The 16901-nt window shown below is 70.7% G+C and carries 18 protein-coding genes; 6 read left to right on the forward strand and 12 right to left on the reverse strand.

The genetic code is table 11. The features are described from left to right. Positions 1–9: 9 nt before the first annotated feature. From WMI84_RS00605 to WMI84_RS00615, 3 genes are all read left to right on the forward strand, one after another. Positions 10–1110 (forward strand): Rieske 2Fe-2S domain-containing protein, encoded by a 1101-nt coding sequence (locus WMI84_RS00605; protein WP_347350047.1) that lies wholly within the window; start codon positions 10–12, stop codon positions 1108–1110. Continuing rightward, positions 1107–2831, forward strand: coding sequence for a ubiquinol-cytochrome c reductase cytochrome b subunit (locus tag WMI84_RS00610; RefSeq protein WP_347350048.1), 1725 nt, complete (start codon positions 1107–1109; stop codon positions 2829–2831). Before WMI84_RS00605 ends, WMI84_RS00610 begins: the two co-directional genes overlap by 4 nt. Positions 2832–3029: 198 nt before the next feature. Further along, positions 3030–3380: a metallopeptidase family protein gene (locus WMI84_RS00615; RefSeq protein WP_347350049.1), complete on the forward strand. Its 351-nt coding sequence runs from the start codon at positions 3030–3032 to the stop codon at positions 3378–3380. 342 nt (positions 3381–3722) lie between these two features. On the opposite strand, the gene WMI84_RS00620 is transcribed toward WMI84_RS00615, so the two are convergent. The 7 genes from WMI84_RS00620 to WMI84_RS00650 all read right to left on the reverse strand — a co-directional run bounded on the left by WMI84_RS00620 (position 3723) and on the right by WMI84_RS00650 (position 10254). Next, positions 3723–4124 (reverse strand): cytochrome c oxidase subunit 4, encoded by a 402-nt coding sequence (locus tag WMI84_RS00620; RefSeq protein ID WP_347350050.1) that lies wholly within the window; start codon positions 4122–4124, stop codon positions 3723–3725. A gap of 4 nt (positions 4125–4128) precedes the next feature. Next, positions 4129–5856 (reverse strand): cytochrome c oxidase subunit I, encoded by a 1728-nt coding sequence (gene ctaD, locus WMI84_RS00625; protein WP_347350051.1) that lies wholly within the window; start codon positions 5854–5856, stop codon positions 4129–4131. After that, the gene (gene coxB / locus WMI84_RS00630; protein WP_347350052.1) at positions 5853–6842 is read right to left on the reverse strand and encodes a cytochrome c oxidase subunit II; all 990 of its coding nucleotides are present in this window, start codon (positions 6840–6842) and stop codon (positions 5853–5855) included. Before coxB ends, ctaD begins: the two co-directional genes overlap by 4 nt. 167 nt (positions 6843–7009) lie before the next feature. Beyond that, the gene (gene aat / locus WMI84_RS00635) at positions 7010–7684 is read right to left on the reverse strand and encodes a leucyl/phenylalanyl-tRNA--protein transferase (RefSeq protein WP_347350053.1); all 675 of its coding nucleotides are present in this window, start codon (positions 7682–7684) and stop codon (positions 7010–7012) included. Positions 7685–7693: 9 nt separating this feature from the next. Beyond that, positions 7694–8638: a carbohydrate kinase family protein gene (locus WMI84_RS00640; protein WP_347350085.1), complete on the reverse strand. Its 945-nt coding sequence runs from the start codon at positions 8636–8638 to the stop codon at positions 7694–7696. A 54-nt stretch (positions 8639–8692) separates the two neighbouring features. Continuing rightward, on the reverse strand, positions 8693–9463 hold the full coding sequence (locus tag WMI84_RS00645; RefSeq protein WP_347350054.1) for a helix-turn-helix domain-containing protein: 771 nt from the start codon (positions 9461–9463) through the stop codon (positions 8693–8695). A gap of 26 nt (positions 9464–9489) precedes the next feature. Beyond that, positions 9490–10254 carry a DsbA family protein gene (locus WMI84_RS00650; protein WP_347350055.1) on the reverse strand — a complete coding sequence of 255 codons (765 nt, stop codon included), beginning with the start codon at positions 10252–10254 and terminating at the stop codon, positions 9490–9492. Between the two features lie 118 nt (positions 10255–10372). Between WMI84_RS00650 and fdxA the strand changes: the two genes are divergently transcribed. Then, entirely contained in the window at positions 10373–10717 is a 345-nt protein-coding gene (fdxA, locus tag WMI84_RS00655; RefSeq protein ID WP_347350056.1) for a ferredoxin, read from the forward strand. 226 nt (positions 10718–10943) lie between these two features. Here the strand turns inward: fdxA and WMI84_RS00660 are convergent, their stop codons facing one another. The 3 genes from WMI84_RS00660 to WMI84_RS00670 form a co-directional block, all read right to left on the reverse strand. Further along, on the reverse strand, positions 10944–11321 hold the full coding sequence (locus WMI84_RS00660; protein ID WP_347350057.1) for an iron-sulfur cluster assembly accessory protein: 378 nt from the start codon (positions 11319–11321) through the stop codon (positions 10944–10946). 146 nt (positions 11322–11467) lie between these two features. Beyond that, positions 11468–12625 (reverse strand): glycerate kinase, encoded by a 1158-nt coding sequence (locus tag WMI84_RS00665; RefSeq protein ID WP_347350058.1) that lies wholly within the window; start codon positions 12623–12625, stop codon positions 11468–11470. 9 nt (positions 12626–12634) lie between these two features. Next, complete coding sequence (locus tag WMI84_RS00670; protein ID WP_347350059.1) at positions 12635–13999, reverse strand: dipeptidase; 1365 nt, start codon at positions 13997–13999, stop codon at positions 12635–12637. A gap of 42 nt (positions 14000–14041) precedes the next feature. Between WMI84_RS00670 and WMI84_RS00675 the strand changes: the two genes are divergently transcribed. Continuing rightward, positions 14042–14605 (forward strand): protein-L-isoaspartate O-methyltransferase, encoded by a 564-nt coding sequence (locus WMI84_RS00675; RefSeq protein ID WP_347350060.1) that lies wholly within the window; start codon positions 14042–14044, stop codon positions 14603–14605. Between the two features lie 82 nt (positions 14606–14687). Continuing rightward, positions 14688–15269 (forward strand): DUF3043 domain-containing protein, encoded by a 582-nt coding sequence (locus tag WMI84_RS00680; protein ID WP_347350061.1) that lies wholly within the window; start codon positions 14688–14690, stop codon positions 15267–15269. 78 nt (positions 15270–15347) lie between these two features. Here the strand turns inward: WMI84_RS00680 and WMI84_RS00685 are convergent, their stop codons facing one another. Both WMI84_RS00685 and WMI84_RS00690 read right to left on the reverse strand, forming a co-directional pair. Beyond that, positions 15348–16718, reverse strand: a complete 1371-nt coding sequence (locus WMI84_RS00685; RefSeq protein WP_347350062.1) for a serine hydrolase domain-containing protein — start codon at positions 16716–16718, stop codon at positions 15348–15350. Continuing rightward, on the reverse strand, positions 16715–16882 hold the full coding sequence (locus tag WMI84_RS00690) for a hypothetical protein (protein WP_347350063.1): 168 nt from the start codon (positions 16880–16882) through the stop codon (positions 16715–16717). The genes WMI84_RS00685 and WMI84_RS00690 overlap by 4 nt, the downstream gene beginning before the upstream one ends. Positions 16883–16901 lie beyond the last annotated feature (19 nt).

The following is a 16901-nucleotide window of genomic DNA, read 5'->3' on the forward strand; positions in this document are numbered from 1 at the left end:
ACCGATCCGATGACTGAGCACGAGAACGGCGGGCCGCACGAGTCGACCGCCGTCGCCCGCGCGAGCAGCTCCGGTGAGCTCACGGCCCGTGGCACCCTGCCCGAACGGTTCGAGAACCCGGGACTGCCGCCGCACGTCTACCGGGCGTCCGACGTGGAGCCCGAGGCCGCCAAGCGAGCCGAGAAGCAGGTCGCCACGATCTTCACGCTCTCGATGGTCGCCACCCTGGTCTTCCTCGTCGCCTACTTCGCGATCTCCGAGGAGTCGACGTTCTTCTTCCCCGGGATCGGCACGATCAAGACGCTGCACGTCGTGCTGGGCGTGTCGATGGGCTTCTCACTGCTGCTCATCGGCGTCGGCGCGGTCCACTGGGCAAAGACCCTCATGCCCGACCACGAGATCGCGGAGGAGCGTCACCCCCTGCGCTCGAGCGACGAGGACCGCGCGGCAGTCGTCAACGTCGTGGTCGACGGGGGCCGCAGCGCACAGCTCGACCGTCGACCGTTGCTGAAGTACACCCTGGGTGGTGCCCTCGGACTGTTCGCCCTGCCGTTCGCCTTCCAGGTCGTCGGCTCGCTCGGACCGGTCACCGTCGGGGAGCTCAAGCACACCATCTGGGACCCCGAGGAGAACGGCGGCCAGCCGATCCGGCTCATGCGCGACCCCGAGATGACCCCGATCAAGCTGTCCGACGTCACCCAGGGCTCCGTCTTCCACGTCATGCCCGAGACGCTGCAGAAGTACCTCGACGACGGCCGGCACGTCCTCGAGGCCAAGGCCAAGGCGGCGGTTATCCTGATCCGGCTCGACCCCGACCTGATCAAGGTCCCGAAGGCGCGGGAGTGGGGCGTCGACGGGACGGTCGCCTACTCGAAGATCTGCACCCACGTGGGCTGTGCCGTGGGCCTCTACGAACAGACGACACACCATCTGCTCTGCCCCTGCCACCAGTCGACCTTCGATCTCACCGAGGACTGTGCGGTCATCTTCGGACCGGCCAAGCGGCCCCTGCCCCAGCTGAAGATCACCGTCGACGACGCCGGCTACCTCGTCGCGCCGGAGGGCTTCCACGAGCCCGTCGGCCCAAGCTTCTGGGAGCGTGCCCGATGAGCACCATCAACGAGGAACGCGCGGCCGACGCGCTGCGGGCGCATGACGACCGGGCCCGGCAGGAGCACCACGAGACCCGGCCGCTGCGCGGCATCGCCGGATGGGTCGACGACCGCACCGGCGGCACCAAGGGCATCCCCACCCTGATGAAGAAGGTCTTCCCGGACCACTGGTCGTTCATGCTGGGCGAGATCGCGATGTACTCGATGATCATCTGCCTGCTGACCGGGGTGTTCCTGACCTTCTGGTTCATCCCGAGCATGTCCCAGTCCCCCTACGACGGCTCCTACGTGCCGCTGCAGGGGGTCATGGTCTCGGATGCCTACCAGTCCACCCTGGACATCTCGTTCGACATCCGCGGCGGGCTGCTCATCCGTCAGATCCACCACTGGGCGGCCCTGATCTTCGTCGTCGCGGTCTTCGTGCACATGGCCCGGGTCTTCTTCACCGGCGCCTTCCGCAAGCCGCGCGAGATCAACTGGGTCTTCGGCACGATCCTGTCCCTCCTGGCCTGCATCGAGGGCTTCGCCGGCTACTCGCTGCCCGACGACCTGCTCTCGGGCACCGGCATCCGCGCCATGAACGGCTTCGTGCAGTCCATCCCCGTGATCGGCTCGTACACCGCCTACTTCATCTTCGGCGGCGCCTTCCCGGGCGACATGATCATCCCGCGCCTCTACTCGGCCCACATCCTGCTGATCCCGGCGGCCCTCGTCGGCCTGTTCACGGCCCACATCCTGCTGGTGTTCCTCCAGAAGCACACGCAGTACCCCGGCCCGGGCCGAACGAACAACAACGTGGTCGGCTACCCCTTCATGCCGGTCTACATCGCCAAGGCAGGCGGCTTCTTCTTCATCGTCTTCGGCGTCATCGCCCTCATCTCGGCGGTCGTCTCGATCAACCCGATCTGGGGTTACGGGCCATACGATCCGTCCCCCATCACGGCAGGGTCGCAACCGGACTGGTACATGGGCTTCGCCGACGGCGCCTTGCGACTCCTACCGGGCTTCCTCGAGTTCGTGGCCTTCGGCTTCACCTTCAGCATGAACATCTTCCCGGGATCGATCATCCTGCTGCCGCTGATGTGGACGATCATCGGGGTCTACCCCTTCGTCGAGAAATGGGTCACCGGCGACGAGCGTGAGCACCACCTGCTCGACCGCCCCCGCAACGCGCCGGCCCGCACCGGGATCGGCGTGGCCGGGATCGTGCTGTACTGCGTGCTCTTCTTCGCCGCCGGCAACGACCTCATGGCGATCAAGCTGCACCTGTCGATCAACGACATCACCAACACCTTGCGCGTGCTCTTCTTCATCGGCCCACCCATCGCGTACTGGATCACCAAGCGCATCTGCCTGAGCCTGCAGCAGTACGACCGTGAGAAGGTCCTCCACGGCCGCGAGACGGGCACGATCTGGCGTCACGCGAACGGTGAGTTCGAGGAGATCCACGCGCCACTCACCCCGCGTGAGCGGTGGACCCTGGTGCAGCACGAGGTACTGGAGCCGTTCGTCGTCACCGAGACGACCGACGTGCACGGGGTGGCCAGCCCGATCGCCCGCAAGGAGCGGTGGCGCGCGAAGCTGTCCCACTTCTACTTCAAGGACCGCGTCGACGCCGTCACCCCGGCAGAGCTCGAGGCCGCACACCACGCCCACGGGCCGGCGGTCACCGAGGAGCCGGTCGAGGCCGAGGTGACCGAACCGGCGATCGAGCGCTGATCCGAGGAGGGCACATCCCCTCTGAAGTCAGGCAGCGACGCAGACACGCGGACGGGCCTCTGAGGCACCAGGTGCGATGCAGGCCCGTCACTGCGCTGTGGTGGCTGCCCATATCCGCTGGGGCACTGGTCCGGGCGAGCACGGTGAAACCGGCTGGCTGGTGAGCCGGCCTGTTCCCGGGCGTGACAGACTCCCCACATGCACCTCACCGACGACGAGTTCGAGTCAGCCGTCGCCGATGCCCTCGACTCCATCCCGGCCGATCTGACCGAGGCCATGGACAACGTGGTCGTGCTCGTCGAGCGTGAGCCCCCGGAACACGACCCGGACCTGCTCGGGGTCTACGATGGCATCCCGCTGACCGAACGGGACAGCTGGTGGGGGGCCGGGGCGTTGCCGGATCGCATCACGATCTTCCAGGGTCCGCTCGAACGGATGTGCTCCAGCGCCGAGGAGCTGCGCAACGAGATCGCCGTCACCGTCGTGCACGAGGTGGCGCACCACTTCGGCATCGACGACGAGCAGCTCCACGAGCTCGGCTGGGGCTGAGCGCCGCCTCGAGACCGGTCCCGTCGGAGCAGGCGCAGACACGGCCCCGCACCCTCCGCCGGTCTTTACTCTCTCCCCGGACGGGGCTACGGTCGTCCTTACCCAGTCACCGATCGGGACGGAGGTACCGAAGATGTTGTCTCCCGCACGATCGCACCGGCGGCCGGAGGGCCCCTGAAGAGGTGACTCGACCGAAGGGGAAGGCGGTGACCGCCTTCCCCTTCCTCATGCCCGCCCGGCCCCGACCCAGCATCCGGGTCGGGTACACCGGCCAGTCAGGAGGTGGCCGCTCGGATCGAGTAGTCACCCGAGAAGTGCTCGAGGGCGCCACAGGAGGAGCGCTCAGATCGAGTAGTCACCCGAGAACGACTCGAAGACCCACAGGATGAGCGCGAAGACGCCCAGGAAGGCGCCGATGATGAACAGCCACCAGCCGACGGCCAGCCCGAGGAACATGATGGCGCCGGAGCCGGCCAGCCAGAGCGGCGTCCACGAGCTCGCGACGAAGTACCCGTAGTTGCCCTCGGCCTCGGCGATCTCGCCGGTCATGTTGTCCTCGGGGCGCACCGGTAGGCGTTTGCCGGTCTGCCAGAGGTAGAACGCCACCAGGAGGAGCAGCCCAGCGGTCAGCAGCAGGGCGACGACGCCGATCGGCTCGCTCCACTTGGACCAGAACCCGTAGACGAGCGTGATGGGACCGAAGAAGAGGAACAGGTAGAAGAAGAGCTTGGTCTCGACACGCATTGGTTCACTTCTCCTTGGTCACGCCCGGCCCGGCGACGTCCGCGGGACCGAGAACAGTTACCAACGTACCCGGGTCAGGCCGCAGGCTGGCAGCCACCGCGGCCTCCGGGTGGTGCAGGTCGAAGGCGGGCCGCTCCGACCGGATCCGCGGCAGCGAGGTGAAGTTGTGCCGCGGCGGCGGGCACGAGGTCGCCCACTCCAGCGAGCCGCCATACCCCCACGGGTCGTCCGTGGTGACCAGCGGCGCGGTGCGCCAGGTCTTCCACACGTTCCAGAACCACGGGACCATCGACAGACCCAGCAGCAGCGCGCCCACGCTGGAGATGTCGTTGCCCAGCTGGAAGCCCTCCTCGGGCAGGTAGTCGGCGTAGCGGCGGGCCATGCCCTCGACGCCGAGCCAGTGCTGGATCAGGAACGTGGTGTGGAAGCCGATGAACAGCATCCAGAAGTGGATCTTGCCGAGCTTCTCGTCGAGCATCCGCCCGGTCAGCTTCGGCCACCAGAAGTAGTACCCGGCGAACATCGCGAACACGACCGTGCCGAACACCGTGTAGTGGAAGTGCGCGACGATGAAGTACGTGTCCGAGACGTGGAAGTCGAGCGCCGGGCTGGCGATGATGACGCCGGTCAGACCACCGAACAGGAAGGTGACCAGGAAGCCCATGGACCAGAGCATGGGGGTGTGCATCGACACCTTGCCCATCCACATCGTGCCGATCCAGTTGAAGAACTTCAGGCCGGTCGGGACGGCGATCAGCATCGTCATGATCGCGAAGAACGGCAGCAGCACCTGACCGGTGACGTACATGTGGTGCGCCCACACCGAGGTCGACAGGGCCGCGATGGCGATCGTGGCCATGGCCATCGTCTTGTACCCGAACAGCGGCTTCTTGCTGAAGGCCGGTATGACCTCGCTGATGATGCCGAAGAACGGCAGCGCGATGATGTACACCTCGGGGTGGCCGAAGAACCAGAACAGGTGCTGCCAGAGCATCGCCCCGTTGTTCTCGGCGTCGAAGATGTGCAGCCCGAACCGGCGGTCACCACCGAGGGCGAAGAGGGCACCGGCCAGGACCGGGAAGACGATCAGGACCATGATCGAGGTGACCAGGACGGTCCAGGTGAACAGCGGCATCCGGAACATCGTCATGCCCGGGGCGCGCATGCAGATGATCGTGGTGATGAAGTTGACCGCACCCAGGATGGTGCCGAAGCCTCCCATCGTCAGGCCGAAAACCCACAGGTCGCCGCCGAGGCCCGGACTGTAGGCCACATCCGACAGCGGCGCGTAGGCGAACCAGCCGAAGGCGGCCGCGCCCTGCGGGGTCAGGAACCCGGCGCTGGCGATCAGGCCGCCGAACAGGTACAGCCAGTAGGCGAACATGTTCAGCCGCGGGAACGCGACGTCGGGCGCGCCGATCTGCAGCGGCATGATCGCGTTGGCGAACCCGGCGAACAGCGGCGTCGCGAACAGCAGCAGCATGATCGTGCCGTGCATCGTGAACAGCTGGTTGAACTGCTCCGGGTTGTCGACGATCTGCAGGCCCGGCGAGACGAGCTCGACCCGGATGATCAGGGCCATGGCCCCGCCGAGCAGGAAGAAGAGGAAGGAGGTGACGAAGTAGAGGTTGCCGATCCGCTTGTGATCGGTGGTGGTCACCCACTTGACGACGGTGTGGGTGCGGGTGGTCCGGTGCGGCGTTGGCGTGGCGGTCAGCGTCGCAGCGCTCATGGAGACACACCTTCGGTGAGAGCGGGAGCGGGAACGAGCTTGTCATCGCCTCGGACGAGCTTCTCACGGCTGGCGTCGACCGGGATCTGGCCCTTCTGGCCGATCGCGGCCAGGTGCGCCATCTGCTGGTCGTACTCCGCCTGCGAGACGATCTTGACCATGAAGAGCATCTCGGAGTGGTAGGCGCCGCACAGCTCCGCGCACTTGCCCTGGAACTCGCCCTCCTGGTGGGTGACGACCTGCATCCGGTTGGTCCGACCCGGGAGCATGTCCAGCTTGGTCAGGAACGCCGGGACCCAGAAGCTGTGGATCACGTCGCGGGCGTTGAGCACGAACTCGACCCGCTTGTCGACGGGCAGGTAGAGCACCGGCATCTGGGCCCGGGCGCCCGGCTGGCCGTCCAGCTGCGTGTGCACGCCGCTCTCGTAGACGTTGGAGTCGACGTAGTTGAAGTCCCAGCTCCACTGCTTGGCCACGACGCTGATGGTGACGTCGGGCTTGGCGCTCACGTCGGTCAGCTCGGCCTCGTCACGCGCGGTGTAGTAGAAGAACACCGCGACCATGAAGATCGGGATGATGGTGTAGAGCAGCTCGACCGGGACGTTGTAGCGCAGCTGCACGGGCAGCCCGTCGTCGCCCTTGCGCTGGCGGAACCGGATGGCCGCGTAGAGCATGAGCCCCCACGTGATGGCGCCGACCGCGAGGACGGCGATCCAGCCGCCCACCCAGAGGTTCGTGACGATGTCGCCGGTGTTGGAGACCGCTTCGGGCAGGAACCCGTTGGACAGCTTGCCCTGACAGCCGGTGAGCGCGACCGCGCTGACCGCGGCGATTGCCGCGACCCGGGCCCACCGCCGTCGCCGTGTCACCGCAGGGGTGTCAGCGTGCTCAGGCACCACGTGCACCTTTCGTTCGGAGCACATGCCGTCGAGGACCGGCGCGCGCTCGAGCAGTTCGGAGTTCTCCACGGACACGGTCGTGCCCACAGGCTGCACCCTACCCCCACGAGTTCCCCGCTGTCGGGAGGGGGGGATCACATTTCGGGGCGCCGAGCGCGCCGCCCTCCGAACAGGGTGCCGTTCTGCCGAGCGGTATGCCGCAGACCCCGACCCGCAGCCGCGCGCGCCCGGGCCACGGTGCGGACACGCGGTGCTCAGCGCCAGGGCGCCGGCAGGGGGACCTCCAGCGAGCGGGCCAGCAGCTCCCGGTAGCGCTGGCGCGACACCTCGGTCACCCCGAGCGAGGCCAGGTGCGGCGTGCGCCACTGGACGTCGATGAGCCGGTCGCCGCGGTCGTCGGCCGCCAGCAGGGCGTACAGGTGGACCAGGGCCGCCTTGGACGCGTCGCGCACGTGGTGGAACATCGACTCGCCGGCGAACAGCCCGCCGATCGCGACACCGTACAGGCCCCCGACGAGGCGACCGTCCTGCCACGACTCGACGGAGTGGGCCCAGCCGGCCTCGTGGAGCCGGACGTAGGCCCGGGTCACGGCCGGAGTGATCCAGCGACCGGGTCGGCTCGGGTCCGCACACGCCCGGACCACCTCCGGGAAGCAGGTGTCCACCCGGACCTCGAACCGCGGCAGCACCTTGCGCAGCGAACGGGACATGCGCAGCTCCCCCATCCGCAGCACACCGCGAGGGTCGGGCGACCACCATCCCATCGGCGGGCCCCCGTGCTCCCCGACACCCATCGGGAAGACCCCTTCACGGTAGGCCTGGTAGAGCGTGGCGACCTCGAGGTCGGCCCCGACCCCGACGAGGTCCTCCCCGGGCGGCACCCGGTCGAGGTCGAAGTCCCAGTGCGAGGGTCGGGGCGGCTGCGGCACAGGTCGCCGTCAGGGCAGCGAGGCGGTCAGGTGCGGACCGATCTCCTCGGCGGCCGCCGCCCCGTAGCTGTCGGCCAGGCGCTGCAGGAACTCGGGCAGCCGCAGCGAGTACTCCTGGGTGCCGACGGTCTCGATCACGTAGGTCGCCAGCATGGAACCGAGCTCGGCGCACCGCCGCGTCGGCAGGGCGCAGGCGAGCCCGGTGAGGTAGCCCGCACGGAAGGCGTCCCCCACCCCGGTCGGGTCGGCTCGACGCACCTCGTGGGCCGCGCCCACCTCGACCGGCTCCTCGCCCCGGACCCGGACGATGACTCCATCCTTGCCCCGGGTCTTGACCTGCACCCGGACCCGGTCGGCCAGCTCCTCCGGGCTCCAGCCGGTCTTCTGGCAGGCCAGGTGCGACTCGTACTCGTTGGTGAACAGGTACTCGGCACCGTCGATCAGGCGGCGGATCGACTCGCCGTCCATGAACGCGAGCTGCTGCGACGGGTCGGCGGCGAACGGGATCCCCCGGGTACGGCACTCGTCGGAGTGGCGCAGCATGGCGATCGGGTCGTTCGGGGCGACGACCACGAGGTCGAGGCCGCCGACGCGCTGCGCGACCGGTCCGAGCTCGATGTCACGTGCCTCGGCCATGGCCCCTGCGTAGAATGTCGCGATCTGGGCCATGTCGCGGTCGGTCGTGCACACGAAGCGGGCCGTGTGCTGTGACTGCGAGTAGTGCACGGAGGCACAGTCGACGCCGTGACGCTCGAGCCAGGAACGGTAGTCGGTGAAGTCCTCGCCCACCGAGCCGACCAGGATCGGGCGCTGGCCGAGGTTGGCCATGCCGAACGCGATGTTGGCCGCCACCCCGCCCCGACGGACCTGCAGGTCCTCGGTGAGGAAGGAGAGCGAGATCCTGTCCAGCTGCCCGACGACGAGCGAGTCGGCGAAGAGGCCGTCGAACCTCATGAGGTGGTCGGTCGCGATGGACCCGGTGATGGCGATCTTCTGCACGACTGCAACCTAGCGCGGCACCCGATCCACGGTCGGGCCCGCCGGCCGTCGGGGTCGGGCGGCGAAACGAGCGACGCACCGGCTCGGGGCGACGAGCGGGTCGAGCCGCGCGACCCCCACCCGAGCCCCGAGCTCGTCGAGCATGCCCTCCATCAGCCCGCGGTGTACCGCGCAGACCACCTCGAGGTGACCCTCGGCGACCTCGAGGAACGGACAGTTGGTCACCTCGACGGTCGTGTTCACCTCGACGGTCGCGTCCGGCGGCTGCGCGCCGTCGTCGACGCGGCGGGAGTCGAAACCCAGGCGGTCGAGCGTCTCGATGACGGTGCTGACGGCGTCTCGTTCGTCGTACGGACCGGACGGAGGTTGGTCGCCTTCCGAGCTGTCCGGGCCGCTGACCAGGAAGCGCCCGTAGTCACGCCCCGCCGCCAGGCCCTCGGCGCCGGGGTCGTCCGCGTGCCGTGCCAGGTGCCGGCTCAGGATCTCGGCCAGCAGCCGGTAGCTGCGGTGCGCCGCCGGTGGCGCCGCGCGGGTTACCGCATAACGGACCTGGGGACGGCCGGGGCGACGTCGCTCGGCAGGTGCGCGCTCGGCCAGACCGCGGGTGACGAGCCCGTCGAGATGGAACCTGGCCGTGTTGAGGTGGATGCCGAGCCGCTCGGCCACCTCGGCTGCGGTGGACGGCGCCCGCAGGTCCTGCAGCGTGCCGAGCACCCTGGCCCGCGTGGGGCCCAGGCCGTGCGCCCGGTCCCCCACCGGCTGGACGGGTGTGGTCGTCATCGCCGCAATGGTCCCACGGCGAGGTGTCAGGCCGCGCCGACTTCGGCCGGGTCGAGGCCTGCGTCTGCACCACGCGGGTCGAGACCCGCCTCCGAGACAACCCGACCGATGCGCTCGACGGCCGCGACGCCGTGCACCGGCTCCTCGTCGTCCACGACGACGACCGGTACGACGCCGGCGACCGAGGGGTCGTGCTCTGCGGTGCGGCGCCAAGCAGCCCGCCAGTCGCGGATGGTCTGCCAGCCGGCCTGGGTGATCGGTCCACCGGTGACGTCGACGGCGTAGCCCCACGTGCTCAGCAGCTCGGTCGTCGAGCTGCCCCGGCGGATCTCGTCGACCAGCAGCGTCCGTACCGCCTTGGCATTGTTCAGGTCGACGCCGTGGCGCCAGAAGGCCTCGAAGAGCAGCCGCCGGACGGGCGCGGCCACACCGGCGACGTAGGCCTCGGCGTAGGCTGACGTCGCCGCGGCGGTGAACGGGACGAACCCGGCGAGGGTCCGCGGCAGCACCTCGCCCGGCAGCAGGTGCTGCTCTACCCGGGGCAGCTCGGCGCGCAGCGCCGCGAACCGGTCGGTCACGTCGGACGGCCGCAGGACGTGCCAAGGGTCGTGCTCGATGCTGCGCCAGTCGATCTCGACGCCCGCCGCGCGCAGCACCTCCGTGCGACGCCACGTCAGGTAGCTCCATGGACAGGTGAAGTCACCGTAGGCGATGATCCGGGACACTCCCGCTTGCGGCGCAGCCTGTCGCGTCCGTCCGTCCGGGTGAACCTGGGTCTCGTTGCTGGGCATGGGCTTCTCCTGTCGCCGTCCTGGCCGTATCCTTAATTTTGACAACAAGTTTGTCACAACAGCCATTCCGGCAACAGGGGAAGGACGCAACAATGGGAAGAACGAAGGTGAGCCACGCATGACCTACGTGATCGGCAGCCCGTGCATCGACGTCAAGGACCGCGCCTGTGTCGAGGAGTGCCCCGTCGACTGCATCTACGAGGGCAACCGGTCCCTCTACATCCACCCGGACGAGTGCGTCGACTGCGGCGCGTGTGAGCCGGTCTGCCCGGTGGAGGCCATCTACTACGAGGACGACCTGCCCGGCGAGCTGCAGCCCTTCCTGGCCGACAACGCCGCCTTCTTCGAGGACGTCCTGCCGGGCCAGGACGAGGCGGTCGGCTCACCCGGCGGCGCCGCTCCCTATGGCGTGGTGCCGTCCGACACTCCCCTGGTGGCGGCCTGGCCGCGCCAGGATCCCTGATCACGCGAGGCCGGGTGCGGCGCCGGATCGTCCAACCGGCCCGAGGTGCCGTCACGAGGGCGGCTGGGCGGCATACGGAGGTATGACGCTCAGCCGCCGCCGCGTGAGGCCGCCCGCGGGCCGCGGGGCAGGTGCCCGATACCCGTGGCACGAGCTCGGGCACACGCAAGGGCCCGGCCGAGATCTCGGCCGGGCCCTTCGACGTGACGCCTGCAGCAGGTCGGGCTCAGCTGAAGGAGTCGCCGCAGGCGCAGCTGCTGCCGGCGTTGGGGTTGTCGATGGTGAAGCCCTGCTTCTCGATCGTGTCGGCGAAGTCGATCGTGGCGCCGTCGAGGTAGGGCGCGCTCATCCGGTCGACGACGACGCCGACCCCGTCGAAGTCGCGCACGAGGTCGCCGTCGAGGGAACGCTCGTCGAAGTAGAGCTGGTAGATCAGTCCGGAGCAACCGCCGGGCTGGACGCCGATGCGCAACCGTAGGTCGTCGCGCCCCTCCTGTTCGAGCAGGCTCCTGATCTTGGCGGTGGCCACGTCCGTGAGGGCGACCCCGTGGGCCGGAGCCTCGGTCTGGGCCTCGGTGGCGGAAGCGTTCGTCTCAACACTCATCTTGCGTGTGTCCTTCGCGTCGTGGGGCGCGGGCCGTCGTGGAGCACCCGCGCGCTGTCGTTCCCGGCCTCACCAGAATACGTCTCCGGCGCGGTGGTGCGAACCTGCCCGAGGGGAGAGCCTGCTCACGGCGGGGGACGGGCCCCTCAGGGCCGCGACGGCGACCAGGTGCGAGCCACCCGGGCCGCGAGCCGAACCAGCCGGTCCTCCGTCTGCGCCGGCGCGCCGGCCGTCGGGTCCGTCAGGGTGTAGACCCCGCTCAACCCGGCGTCCATCGACTCCCGCCGGGACACCACGCTCTCTCCCGCGAGCAGTACGGTCGGGACGCCGAGCCGCTGGGATCGCCGCGACACGGCCAGCGGGACGCTGCCCTGCAGGGACTCCCAGTCGAACACCCCGCAGCCGGTCACGACGAGGTCCGAGGCGGCGCCGAACCGGTCGAACCCCACGGCATCGAGCGCCGCCTCGACCCCGGCGACGTACCGCCCGCCGAGCAGGTGCAGCGCGTAGCCCACGCCGCCCCCCGCGCCCGCCCCGAGGGCGCGTTCCGGACGGATCGCCTCTCCGGAGAGCAGGTCGGTGCGGGGCGGGTACCTGCGGGCGACCAGGCCGGCGAAGTGCCCGAGGGCGGCCTCCAGCCCCTGCGCCTGGTCCGGCGTGGCGCCCATCCGCCCCGCGAAGACGGCGCTGGTGCCCTTCAGGCCGAGCAACGGGGAGGCCACGTCGGCGGCGAGGACCAGGTCGACGTCGCGGAACCGGTCCCGCGCCACGTCGAGCCCCTCGACCTGCTCGGGACGGAGGCTCGCCAGCGCGGCACCGCCACGGGCGAGCGTGTCCGGGCTCCCGACGCCCAACGCCGCGAGCAGGCCGGCCCCGGCGTCGTTGGTGCCGAGGCCTCCGACCCCCACGACGACCCGGCGGGCCCCCAGGTCGAGGGCCGCGAGCAGGAGCCGGCCGACGCCCGCAGAGGTCGTCCGGGTCGGGTCCCGCTCGACCCCGGCGAGCAGGTGCCGCCCGGCCGCCTGGGCGGCCTCGAGGTAGGCGGTGGGGCCGGCCGCCCCACCGGGGACGAGCAGGATCGAGGCCGGGACCTCCCGCCCGAGCGGGTCGGTGGCCACGACGGCCTCGAGCCGGCCGGCCAGGACCGCGGCCAGGGCCCCGACGAAGCCGGGCCCCCCGTCGGAGACGGGCAGGCAGGCGAGCACGTCGTGGGGTGCCGCCCGGTGCCAGCTTCCCGCGACCGTGGCGGCCACCCGCGGACTGGGCAGGTCCGCGAAGCGGTCGGTGACGATGAGGACGTGCATCCGGGCTCGTCAGCCGTGACGGGCGCCCAGCCTGGCAAGCAGGATCGCCTCGGCGACGCAGACCCGCTCGAACTCGCCCAGGTGCAGCGACTCGTTCGCCCCGTGGGCTCGGGTGTCGGGGTCCTCGACCCCGGTGACGAGGATCGCGGCGTCGGGGAACCGAGCCACGAAGTCGGAGATGAACGGGATCGAGCCGCCGATGCCGGTGTCGACCGGCGGGGTGCCCCAGGCGTCCGCGAACGCGGCCCGCACCTCGTCGTAGATCGGCCCGTCGGCATCGGCGGCGAAGCCGGACCCACTCTCCTCGAGCGTCACCTCGACGCGGGCCCCCCAGGGGGCGTGGCTCTCGAGATGGTCCTTGAGCGCCGCGAACGCCGCCTGCGGGTCCTGCGTGGGCGCGATCCGCATGGAGATCTTGGCCGCGGCCCTAGCGGCGAGCGTGTTCGAGGCCTGCTCGACCGAAGTGACGTCCATGCCGATCGTGGTGATCGACGGCTTGTGCCACAGGCGGGTCAGGATCGAGCCGGACCCGATCAGGGCGACGCCGTCGAGCAGTCCGGACTCCTCGCGGAAGCGGGCCTCGTCGTAGTCGAGATCGGGCGCGACGCCCTCGTCGAGGCCGGTGACGGCGACGTTGCCCTGATCGTCGTGCAGCGTGGCCAGCAGCTTCACGAGTGCGGTCACCGCGTCGGGGGCCACCCCGCCGTACATGCCCGAGTGCACCGCGTGGTCGAGGGTCCGGACCCGGACGATCGCCCGGACGCCACCTCGCAGGGCCGTCGTCAGGGCGGGCACGCCGACTGCCCAGTTGCCGGAGTCGGCGATCACGATCGCCTCGGCCGCGAGCTTGTCGCCGTGCCGGTCCAGGATGGCCGGCAGGGAGGCGGAGCCGTACTCCTCCTCCCCCTCGACGAAGACCGTGACGCCGACCGGCAGGTTGCCCGAGTGGGCCCGCAGGGCTGCCAGGTGGGCCATGACGCCCGCCTTGTCGTCCGCGGCGCCCCGTCCGTAGAGCCGGCCGTCACGCTCGGTGGGCTCGAACGGCGGGCTGTCCCAGTCGGCATCGTCGCCGGGCGGCTGGACGTCGTGGTGCGCGTAGAGCGTCACCGTCGGCGCCCCCGGCGGTCCCGCGATGCGACCCAGCACGGCCGGCCGGCCGCCCTCGACGACGATCTCGACGTCGAGGCCCTCGGCCCGCAGCAGGGCCGCCACGGCCTCGGCGCTGCGGGCCACCTGGGCCTGGTCGAACGAGGTTGCGGACACGCTCGGGATGCGCACGAGCGACTCCAGGTCGGCACGGACCTGCGGCATGAGCCCGGCCACGCGCTCCCGGATCGCCTGTACCTGGTCAGGGGTGATGGTGTCGGCAGTCACGCCTTCGACCCTAGCCGTGCCGGACGGTGCTTGGATCGGCGTATGCCGGACGAGCACCGCGTCGCCGCCGCCTTCGGGGCGACGCCACGGGCCCGGTTCCTGCGCGCGGTGGACCGCGACCGGGCGCCCGGCGACGTCCCGATCCGAATCGGCCACGGCCAGACCTGCTCCCAGCCGAGCACCGTGCGGGCGATGCTGGTCCTGCTCGACGTCCGCCCGGGGCAGCGGGTGCTCGACGTCGGGTCGGGCTCGGGCTGGACCACCGCACTGCTCGCCCACCTTGCCGGCCCGGCCGGGACGGTGGTCGGCCTCGAGATCGAACCCGACCTCGTCCGCTGGGGGCGGGCCAACCTCGAGCGGTCCCACGTCGACGCGACGATCCGGCAGGCGGAGCCCGGGGTCCTCGGCGCGCCGGACGAGCAGCCGTGGGACCGGATCCTCGTGTCCGCCGGGGCCCGCACCCTCCCCCGGGAGCTGGTCGACCAGCTCGCCGACGGGGGGCGGCTGGTCGTCCCGGTCGCGGGCTGGATGACCCTCGTCGAACGGCACGGAGACCGGGTACGGACGTCCGAGCACGGCCCGTACCGCTTCGTGCCGCTGCGCTGAGCCGACCCCACGAAGATCTCGGCCGGGATGTCCCTCGGGTCAGGATTGGGGCGCTCGGGACCCGCTCACCTACAGTTGTCCCGTGTTCGGACGCAACAAGAAGACGCTCAACGAGAACCTCGCCGAGGAGGCGGAGGCCCACCCGGAGCGGCCCGGCGCCAAGAACCGGCCCACGCCCAAGCGGCGCGACCAGGAGGCCGCGAACAAGCGTCCGCTGATCGTCACCGACCGCAAGGCGGCCCGCTCCCACGACAAGGCCGCCCGCCGTGAGGCCATGGCCAAGCAGCGCCAGGGCATGCTGACCGGCGACGAGCGCTACCTCCCGGCGCGCGACAAGGGCCCGCGCCGCCGGTTCATCCGCGACACGGTAGACGCCCGGTGGAACCTCGGCGAGTTCATGCTCCCCGTGATGCTCCTCGTGCTGCTGCTCAGCTTCGTCCGGACCTCGTGGGCCATGCTCGCGGTGTTCGTCCTCGTCTACGGGCTGATCGTCATCGCGGTCCTGGACGCCGTCCTGATGTGGCTGCGCACCAAGAAGCAGATCAACCAGAAGTACGGCGGCGCCGAGCGGGGTGACGCGATGTACGCGATCATGCGCGCCTTCCAGATGCGGCGCACGCGCATGCCGAAGCCGCAGATCCCACGGGGCAAGCGCCGGTCCTGACCCTCCCGCGCCGGCCGGGCGCCGACCGGCAGCGCCGCACCCGACCGGTCGGGCGCGGCGCGCGGCCCGGCCCCCGGCTCACCGCTGCAGGTCCGCGAACGCGAGCGGCGCCCGGGTGACGGCATAGGTCGCGAAGTAGAGCCGGTCGACCGCGCCGTCGTCGGCGCGCACGACCTCCAGCATCTCGCCGCGCTCGCGACCCTCGACCGCCCGGAACCGGTCCGGGCCCTCGGCGGCATACCGCGTCTCGGAGAGGGCGTCGCTCTCGGTCAGGCGCGACCAGAGCTCGCCGTCACGCACGAAGAAGGTGATCGGGGACCCCTCCGACCACCAGAGCCCGAGCAACGGGTCGAGGTCGGGGCGCGGACCCTCCGGCCGCCACGGCTCGGGCAGGCTCGGCTCGGTGTCGAGGACGAGGTCGACCAGGTCGGTCGCGAGGGCGAGCGGCTCGGCCCCGGAGGTGCAGTTGGCGAACACGATCGCGCCCACGCCGTCCTTGCGCCGGACCCGCAGCCCGGTCAGGTAGCCCGGCATCGCCCCGCCGTGCCCGACGTAGACGCGGTCGCCCCGGCGCCCCATCCCGAAGCCGAGGCCGTAGCCGCCGGTCCAGCCCTCCGGGTCGGTCAGGATGATCGGCCGGCACATCTCCTCGACGGTCTCGGGTCGCACGACCCGCCCGTCGGGTCGCGCGACATAGGCCGCGTAGCGGGCCATGTCGCCCACCGTCGACCACAGCCCACCGAGCGGCGCGGTCGCGTTGAGGGTGAACACCGGCTCCTCGGTGGCGGTGCCGGCGTACGGGTCGACCTGGTAGCCCAGGGCCCGCTCGGCGGTGGGGGTCAGCCCGGTGTGCGTCATGCCGAGGGGTTCCAGGACCCGCTCGCGCACGGCGTCCTCCCAGGCCTGCCCGGTCACCAGCTCGACGATCTGCCCGAGCAGCCCGTAGGCGAGGTTCGAGTAGTGGAACGCGTGATGTGCCGGCAGCACCTGCTCGGCCTGCTCGACCCCGGCGAGGAAGGCCTCTCGCCCGGGTGCCTCGAGGCTCTCCCAGATCCGGCCGACCGGCTCGCGCTGCAGGCCGGAGGCGTGCGCGAGCATCTGCCGGATCGGCACCCGGGCGTGGCGCGTGTGGGGCAGGAAGGTGCCCAGCGGGTCGTCGAGGGTGAGCCGCTCCTCGTCGCGCAGGGACAGCACGGCCAGCGCGGTGAAGGTCTTGGTGACCGACCCGATCAGGAACTGGGTGTCGTCGTCGGCCGGCTGCGGCGGGACGCCGAGCCGGGCGGAGCCGACGTGGCCGGACCAGGCCAGCTGCCCGTCGCGCACCACTCCGGCGCTGACCCCGGGCGCCCGCCAAGCGCGCTGCGCGGCGACGAGGCCGGCCTCGAGCCGTCCGGCCAGCCCAGTGGAAAGGGGCTCTGCCGACGTCCGCGTCGACGGGCCGGCGCTCACCGGGACGCCCGCAGGCTCATCGGGCCGTAGACGACCGCGTCACCCCGGTGCAGCGTCACGGTCTCGACGCCGCTGCCCGAGAGGTCCCGCCACGTCTCTCCGAGCCAGCTCTCGGCATCGCTCTGGGTCGGGAAGGGCGTCTCGGGCAGCGCGTCCACGATCACGCGGTTGCCTTCCGCGTCA

Source organism: Intrasporangium sp. (assembly GCF_039812505.1).
Classification (GTDB): Bacteria; Actinomycetota; Actinomycetes; order Actinomycetales; family Dermatophilaceae; genus Intrasporangium_A.

Excerpts from the sequence above, each read along its gene's own strand:
- WMI84_RS00665 (WP_347350058.1), bottom strand. The coding sequence starts at position 12,625 with ATGCACGTCCTCATCGTCACCGACCGCTTCGCGGACCTGCCCAGTCCG.
- WMI84_RS00660 (WP_347350057.1), bottom strand. The coding sequence starts at position 11,321 with ATGAGTGTTGAGACGAACGCTTCCGCCACCGAGGCCCAGACCGAGGCT.
- ctaD (WP_347350051.1), bottom strand. The coding sequence starts at position 5,856 with ATGAGCGCTGCGACGCTGACCGCCACGCCAACGCCGCACCGGACCACC.
- WMI84_RS00645 (WP_347350054.1), bottom strand. The coding sequence starts at position 9,463 with ATGACGACCACACCCGTCCAGCCGGTGGGGGACCGGGCGCACGGCCTG.
- WMI84_RS00615 (WP_347350049.1), top strand. The coding sequence starts at position 3,030 with ATGCACCTCACCGACGACGAGTTCGAGTCAGCCGTCGCCGATGCCCTC.
- WMI84_RS00605 (WP_347350047.1), top strand. The coding sequence starts at position 10 with ATGACTGAGCACGAGAACGGCGGGCCGCACGAGTCGACCGCCGTCGCC.
- WMI84_RS00610 (WP_347350048.1), top strand. The coding sequence starts at position 1,107 with ATGAGCACCATCAACGAGGAACGCGCGGCCGACGCGCTGCGGGCGCAT.
- WMI84_RS00650 (WP_347350055.1), bottom strand. The coding sequence starts at position 10,254 with ATGCCCAGCAACGAGACCCAGGTTCACCCGGACGGACGGACGCGACAG.
- WMI84_RS00620 (WP_347350050.1), bottom strand. The coding sequence starts at position 4,124 with ATGCGTGTCGAGACCAAGCTCTTCTTCTACCTGTTCCTCTTCTTCGGT.
- WMI84_RS00640 (WP_347350085.1), bottom strand. The coding sequence starts at position 8,638 with ATGAGGTTCGACGGCCTCTTCGCCGACTCGCTCGTCGTCGGGCAGCTG.
- fdxA (WP_347350056.1), top strand. The coding sequence starts at position 10,373 with ATGACCTACGTGATCGGCAGCCCGTGCATCGACGTCAAGGACCGCGCC.
- WMI84_RS00675 (WP_347350060.1), top strand. The coding sequence starts at position 14,042 with ATGCCGGACGAGCACCGCGTCGCCGCCGCCTTCGGGGCGACGCCACGG.